This window comes from Sphingosinicella sp. (assembly GCF_052387495.1).
Taxonomy (GTDB): Bacteria; Pseudomonadota; Alphaproteobacteria; order Sphingomonadales; family Sphingomonadaceae; genus Allosphingosinicella.
In genome coordinates this window covers 1-5,258 of the sequence record NZ_JBQTJC010000050.1, presented here as the reverse complement: position 1 = coordinate 5,258, position 5,258 = coordinate 1, and the positions used below count along the sequence as shown (strand labels likewise).

Genomic DNA, 5,258 nt, shown 5'->3' with positions numbered 1-5,258 from the left:
AGGTCGGCGACGCGAAGAAGGGCAGTGAGGAAGCCGTCGAGACTCGCCGCTTCGAGCTGGTTCTCGCGGCGGAGGATCTCGAACGAGGAGTTATCGAGCACGTCGATCACCTCGTCGCCGCGATGGATCCGGATGACGTGCACGGTCGGCGCCCCAGCGGCGGGATTCCATGCGATCGAGAGATTGCCGAGCTGGAGAGCGGTCGGATGGAGAATCCGGATACGATAGCCGATGTGGCTGGCCTGCCCGCGCGCGTCGAGATGGATCAGCACGTCCTGGCGGCGCACGAAAAAGAGGCCGCTCGCCCCCTCCGGCACCGGCATGAGCTCGGAAGGCGCCACCCAGTCAGGTGGGGGGCCACGTTGCACCTGATCATTGGCCGCATGGACGGGCTCGGCGGCCGCGAGCATTGATGCCATGAGTATAGGAACTGCAATCCGCACTGTGCCCCCCGCTCTTTCGGGCGCAATAATGGCCGCAAACATCAGGTATGCAACCGGAATTGGACGAAACACAGAATACTCAAGACTTGAGCCGTGATGCTTCCACAGGGTGCTAGGAGCACTCACTCAACGCCGCAACGGGACTGAGGTGGAGTTTCGTTTCATCGTCGGGGCATGTCCGCTCACCTGTCATTTCAGCCCCGAAGCTGCTGGTCCGCAGTCGGTCAACAGCAGACGCCGATACCCGTCGCACCTCGGCCTTCCCTCCATATCGTCCTCCGAAGTCAGACCCCTGCCAGCGCCGCCCGATCCGGCCCCACCCACCCCAGCCGCGCCTCCTTCGAGAACAGCAGCTCGCGGCTGTAGAACCTCAGCGGCCAGTCCCGTCGTCCCTCCGGCGCCAGCAGCAGCGCGTTGACGCGCACCGTCAGCCCCTGCCCTTCGCTGCGCGCCAGCGCGCGGCGGACGGCGGCGATCGAGACCTGGGTGATCGTCTCGTGATAGCCTTCCGTATCGCTGTTCACGCCGCCGACGCTCTCATTATAGCGGCGGATGAGGTGGGGGAGGTCGCGCTCCGGGTGGATGTCGGGGCGTTCGAGGATCAGCCAGGCGGTGGTGGAGAGGTGCGCTTCGTGGGTCCATTCGGCCTTGGCGAGCGCGCAGGCGAGGAAGCCGGTGCCGATCCGCCTGATCTCGGCGTCGGTAGCGAACAAGCGCGGCTTGTGGTCGGTCGTCATGTCTCGTGTCCTTCGCATAGAAAAAGGGAGCGCGCCGGACCCCGGCACGCTCCCTTCGAAATGGGCTTATGGCTTGGGCGTCAGGCGGCGGTGATGATCGGCTCCTGCGCTTGTTGGACGGTCCCGCCAGCGCGCGGGGCGGCGTCGCGGACGCTCTGGTCGACATGGGGGGCGAACTTGGCGAAATTGTCGTTGAACAAGGTCACCAGCTTCGCCGCGGTCGCGTCATAGTCGGCCTTGTCCGCCCAGGTCTCGCGCGGGTCGAGGATGCGCTGCTCGACTCCGGGCACGCTCACCGGAACGTCGAAGCCGAAATTGGGGTCGCGGCGGAACGCGACGCCGTTCAGCGAGCCGTCAAGCGCGGCGTTGAGCAGGGCGCGGGTCGCCTTGATCGGCATGCGGCTGCCGGTGCCGTATTTGCCGCCGGTCCAGCCGGTGTTGACCAGCCAGCACGCGACCTGGCCCCTGGCGATCCGCTCCTTGAGCAAATTGCCGTAGACGCTCGGGTGGCGCGGCATGAAGGGGGCGCCGAAGCAGGTCGAGAAGGTCGCCTCGGGCTCGGTCACGCCGATCTCGGTGCCGGCGACCTTGGCGGTGTAGCCGGAGAGGAAGTGGTACATGGCCTGGTCGGGCGTGAGCCGCGCCACCGGCGGGAGCACGCCGAAGGCGTCGGCGGTGAGGAAGATCACGTTCTTCGGCACCGGGCCCATATTCTGAGGCGACGAATTGGGAATGAAGTCGATCGGATAGGCGCCGCGGGTGTTCTCGGCCTTCGAGGCGTCGTCGAGGTCGAGTTCCCGAGTGTCCGGATCGATCATGACATTCTCGAGCACCGTCCCGAATCGCTTCGTCGTCGCATAGATCTCCGGCTCCGCCTCGGGGCTCAGCCGGATCATCTTGGCATAGCAGCCGCCCTCGAAATTGAACACGGCGGTATCCGACCACCCATGCTCGTCATCGCCGATCAGGGTGCGGCTGGCGTCGGCGCTCAAGGTGGTCTTGCCGGTGCCGGAGAGGCCGAAGAAGATCGCGGTGTCGCCCTTGGGCCCGATATTGGCCGAGCAGTGCATCGGCATCACGCCCTCGGCGGGGAGGAGATAGTTGAGGATCGAGAAGACCGACTTCTTCATCTCCCCGGCATAAGCGGTGCCGCCGATCAGGATCATCCGCTCGGTCAGATTAAGCGCGATCACCGTCTCTGAGCGGGTGCCGTGGCGGGCGGGGTCGGCCTTGAAGCTCGGCAGGTCGATGATCGTGAATTCGGGCTCGAAGCCGGCCAGCTCCGCCTCGGGCGGCCGGACCAGCATGGTGCGGATGAACAGGCTGTGCCAGGCGAGCTCGTTGATCACGCGAACTCGCACCCGGTGCTCGCTCTGCGAGCCGCCGTAGAGATCCTGGACGAACAATGTGTCGCGCTCGCCCAAGGCGGCGATGAAATCGGCCTTCAGCGCGGCGAACCGGTCGGGCGTCATCGCGGCGTTGTTGTCCCACCAGATCGTGCCGTCCGTCTCGGCGTCGCGGACGATGAACTTGTCCTTGGCCGAGCGGCCGGTGTGCTTGCCGGTCTCGACCACGAGCGGACCATGCTTGGCGAGAATGCCCTCGCCGCGCGCGATCGCCTGCTCGACGAGCGGGGCCGTGCCGAGATTCCAGTGCAGCGTGGCGGGCGTGTCGATGCCCTGAAAATGCAGATCGAACGACGGGACCGAACGGGCCACCTGATTTCCCCTAATTAACCTGTGATAGCGCGCCCCGGGCGGGCGCCTCTTCCTGGCCGGGCGCATAACCGAGCGGACCCGCCGCGTCAAAGGGTGGCGCGGCGGACCGCCCTTGGCTAAAGCCCGTGCGCGGAAGGGAAAGAAGGTCCATGTCGGTAACGATCGCGCTTGTCGACGACGACCGCAACATCCTCGCCTCGCTCTCGGTGACGCTCCAGTCCGAAGGCTTCGTCACCCGCCTCTATTCGGACGGCGAGGCGGCGCTGAAGGCCCTGACCGAGAACCCGCCCGACCTCGCCGTGCTCGACATCAAGATGCCGCGGATGGACGGGATGGAGCTGCTGCGGCGGCTGCGCGAGAAATGCGACTTTCCGGTCATCTTCCTGACCTCGAAGGACGAGGAGCTGGATGAAGCGCTCGGCCTCGCCATGGGCGCGGACGACTATATCGCCAAGCCCTTCTCCCAGCGGCTGCTGATCGCGCGCATCCGCGCCTTGCTCCGGCGGAGCGAATTGCGCGCCCGCGCCGCCGAGCCTGACGCCGCGGAGGAGCCGGCCGAGCAGCTCGAGCGCGGCCGGCTCAGCATGGATCCCGCCCGGCACCGGGTGCGCTGGAATGGCAAGGACGTCGTCCTCACCGTCACCGAATTCCTGATTCTGGAGGCGCTGGCGCAGCGCCCGGGGGTGGTCAAATCGCGCAACCAGCTGATGGACGTCGCCTATCAGGACGACATCTATGTCGACGACCGCACCATCGACAGCCACGTCAAAAGGATGCGCCGCAAGTTCCGCGAGGTCGACGGCGAGTTCAAAGCGATCGAGACGCTCTACGGGGTCGGATACCGCTTTGCCGAGGAATGAAGACCGCGAGCTCGGGCTGCGCTGGTCGCGGCGGTTTTCGCTCAGGCAGCGGATCCTAGCGGTCAACATCTTCGCGATCGCGATCCTCGCCGGCAGCCTCTTCTATCTCGACAGCTTCCGCAGCCGACTTACCCAAGCGCGAGTCGTGCAGGTCGAGGCCGAGGCGGTGATGATCGCGCACATGCTCGCGGCGCTGCCGCGCGAGGCATGGCAGCCGACGCTGACCCGGCTCGGGCAGGATTCGGGCACGCGGCTTCGGGTCTATCTTCCGGACGGGACGCGCGCGGTCGACAGCTGGGCCTCGGGCCCGCAAACCTACGAGATGCGCGATCCGGCCGAGGAGCCCTGGTATCGCGGCGTCGCCCGCGCGCTCGACAACGGCTTCGACGCGATCGTCGGGGCGCGGGCGCGGCCGATTCTCGTTCCGCCGGCGAACGACGGTCTCGCCGCCTGGCCCGAGGCGAGCGCCGCGCTCGGAGCCGGGCGGCCCATTACCGAAATCCGGCGCGCGCCGGAAGGCACGCCCTATCTCAGCGCGGCGATGCGAATTTCCGCCGGCGACCAGGGCGTGCTGCTTCTTACCGTCAACGCGCGCGATATCCGCCGCATCGTCCGCGCCGAGCGTTTCACGCTGGCGCTGGTGCTGCTCGCGACGATCGCCTTCTCCATCCTGCTCTCGCGCTTCCTCGCCCGCACCATCGCCAATCCGCTGAGGCGGCTCGCCCTCGCCGCGCACCGGGTGCGGCTCGGCCGGGCTCGCGAGGTCGACGTGCCCGTGCTGCCCGCGCGGCGCGACGAGATCGGCCTGCTCGCGCGGGCGCTGCACGACATGACCCAGAGCCTGAGGCAGCGGATCGACGCCACTGAGGCCTTCGCCGCGGATGTCACCCACGAGCTCAAGAACCCCCTCGCCTCCCTGCGCTCCGCGGTCGATTCGCTCGAGCGGGTCGAGGACTCGGAACTGCGCGCGCGCCTGCTCGACGTGGTGCGGCAGGACGTCGGCCGGCTCGACCGGCTGGTGGTCGACATCGCCGAGGCCTCGCGGCTCGACGCCGAGCTTTCGCGGGCGCGGTTCGAGCCGGTCGATCTCGGTCCGCTGATCGAAGCGATGGTGCCGATGTGGGAGGAGCGCGGCGGGGACGGCGTCGCGGTCGCCTTCGCCCGCCCGCGGGTCGCCACCGCGGTCGTCGCCGGCGACGAATCGCGGCTGGCGCGGCTGATCGACAATCTGGTCGACAATGCGATCTCCTTCTCGCCGCCGGGCGGGCTGGTCGAGATCCGCGCCGCCGCGATCGGCGAGGAGGTGATGGTCAGCGTCGAGGACGAGGGGCCGGGGGTTCCGGCCGACGCTCGGGAGATGATCTTTAACCGTTTCCATTCCATGAGGCCCGAAGAGGATTTCGGCCGCCATTCGGGCCTCGGCCTCGCCATCGCGCGGGCCATCGTCGAGGGCCATGGCGGCCGGATCGAGGTCGAGAACCGCCATGATGGACGCTCCGG

Annotated in this window: 5 protein-coding genes; 2 read left to right on the top strand and 3 right to left on the bottom strand. The window is 67.6% G+C overall.

Going from position 1 to position 5,258, the window contains the following annotated elements; all coding sequences use genetic code 11:
• The 3 genes from ACT4N8_RS02860 to ACT4N8_RS02850 all read right to left on the bottom strand — a co-directional run.
• The coding region (locus ACT4N8_RS02860) for a DUF3857 domain-containing protein (RefSeq protein WP_444856629.1) at nt 1-410 on the bottom strand (410 nt) is incomplete at its 3' end.
• A gap of 317 nt (nt 411-727) precedes the next feature.
• Nucleotides 728-1,180: a hypothetical protein gene (locus tag ACT4N8_RS02855; RefSeq protein ID WP_444856628.1), complete on the bottom strand. Its 453-nt coding sequence runs from the start codon at nt 1,178-1,180 to the stop codon at nt 728-730.
• Nucleotides 1,181-1,260: 80 nt separating this feature from the next.
• Nucleotides 1,261-2,898, bottom strand: a complete 1,638-nt coding sequence (locus tag ACT4N8_RS02850) for a phosphoenolpyruvate carboxykinase (protein ID WP_444856627.1) — start codon at nt 2,896-2,898, stop codon at nt 1,261-1,263.
• A 149-nt stretch (nt 2,899-3,047) separates the two neighbouring features.
• Between ACT4N8_RS02850 and ACT4N8_RS02845 the strand changes: the two genes are divergently transcribed.
• The gene (locus ACT4N8_RS02845; protein ID WP_444856626.1) at nt 3,048-3,758 is read left to right on the top strand and encodes a response regulator transcription factor; all 711 of its coding nucleotides are present in this window, start codon (nt 3,048-3,050) and stop codon (nt 3,756-3,758) included.
• Nucleotides 3,745-5,258, top strand: a 1,514-nt coding sequence (locus ACT4N8_RS02840; RefSeq protein ID WP_444856625.1) for an ATP-binding protein, incomplete at its 3' end; no start/stop codon positions are given. The genes ACT4N8_RS02845 and ACT4N8_RS02840, both read left to right, overlap by 14 nt.